The sequence below is a fragment of the Porphyromonas sp. CAG:1061 genome (assembly GCF_000435035.1).
Lineage (GTDB): Bacteria > Bacteroidota > Bacteroidia > Bacteroidales > Porphyromonadaceae > Porphyromonas_A > Porphyromonas_A somerae.
Map to the genome: position 1 here is coordinate 5949 of NZ_HF988831.1, position 1551 is coordinate 7499.

A 1551-nucleotide genomic window follows, 5' to 3' on the forward strand; every position below is an offset into this window, starting at 1 on the left:
CAGAAGGGTCTGGCTCATACCCCACTCGGTTCACCGCCACTACAGGCAAACCATTTGCCACGGCGTGTCCACGCTGCACAAGGGTCCACGCCTCACGCTGCCTTAGTTGTTCCTCAGGAGTATCGGTACTCTCCGTGCCAATGGCGGTAGGATAGATCAATAGGTCGGCCCCAGCCAAAGCCATCAGACGAGCAGCCTCGGGATACCACTGGTCCCAGCAGACCAGCACTCCAAGCCGACCCACCGAGGTCTCTATCGGCTCAAAGCCGAGGTCGCCAGGGGTAAAGTAAAACTTCTCGTAGTAGGCGGGGTCATCAGGAATGTGCATTTTACGGTACTGCCCAGCGATTGAACCATCACGCTCCAACACCACCGATGTATTGTGGTAAAGACCCGTTGCACGCTTTTCAAAGAGTGAAAGCACCAGCACCACTCCCGCCTCCCTTGCCACTTCGCCATAGAATTGGGTACTTGGTCCGGGGATCGTCTCCGCCTCATCGAAGCGATCGACACTCTCTACTTGGCAGAAGTAAAGCCCCTCGTGTAGCTCCTGAAGCACCACCAGTTCGGCTCCCTCACGTCCAAGCCTCAGGATTTTCTCTCTCAGTCTCCTTCTATTCTCCTCCCTATATGCCCCATTTTGTTGCTGTATGATTCCTACCTTCATCTTCATATATGTTGATAAAACCTTTCGGTACCTGCATCGTGATACAGTGGAGCGACCCGTGCTGCTGCACCAAGGCACTACACTCTATCCCCACCACTTCATACTCTGGCATCGCCTCTTGGATAATCCTCAGTGCCTCTTCATCCTTCGGATCGCTGTAAATAGGCACTAGTACCGCCCCATTTACAATTAGGAAATTGGCATAAGTAGCTGGCAGAGGCTCCCCCATCTCATCCTCCATTGGCGAAGGGATAGGCAGAGGGATTAGTCGATACTTCTTTCCCTCGCTAGTCCTCAGTTTTTGGAGCTCCATCTCCAATTGCTTCAGCTTCTTAAATTGTTCATCCATAGGATTCTTCGTCGCACAATAGACAATTGTCTCATCATCTACCCAACGTGCTAAAGTATCGATATGCCCATCAGTATCATCACCACTCATCGGCGTTATCCCTTCTAGCCCAAAGACCCTTTGTACCCCCATCTCCTCAGGGAAGTAGAGGTCCTGGCACTCCTTTGGATAGGAAGGGTTGCGATTCGCCTCCCGAAGCACCGAGTCGGTGGTCAAAAGCTCGCCGCGACTATTCACATCAATCGCTCCGCCCTCCAAGATGGTCTCAAGGCGATTGATATACCGTACACTCGAGTCGAAGAGCTTACGCTCAAAGAAGAGCTCTCGCACCGCCTGATTATCCCGATTGCTGGCAAACTTCAAGCCCCAACCATTGAAACCAAAGTCATAAGCCACACGCTCCCCATTTTGCATACCAAAGAGGGGCATCACATCGCGCATCCATGTATCGTTAAGGGAAAAGTCAAAAAAGGGTATCAGACTATGACCCGAATCTCCCGACATCCAACGATTCATACAAACCATCGGAACATCC

General features: G+C 51.8%; 2 protein-coding genes. Both read right to left on the minus strand.

The window, feature by feature from the left end; translation table 11 throughout:
- The coding region (locus tag QVO39_RS00540) for a nitrilase-related carbon-nitrogen hydrolase (protein ID WP_288171227.1) at positions 1–667 on the minus strand (667 nt) is incomplete at its 3' end.
- A partial coding sequence (locus QVO39_RS00545) for an agmatine deiminase family protein (RefSeq protein WP_288171225.1) occupies positions 627–1551 on the minus strand: 925 nt, incomplete at its 5' end. The genes QVO39_RS00545 and QVO39_RS00540, both read right to left, overlap by 41 nt.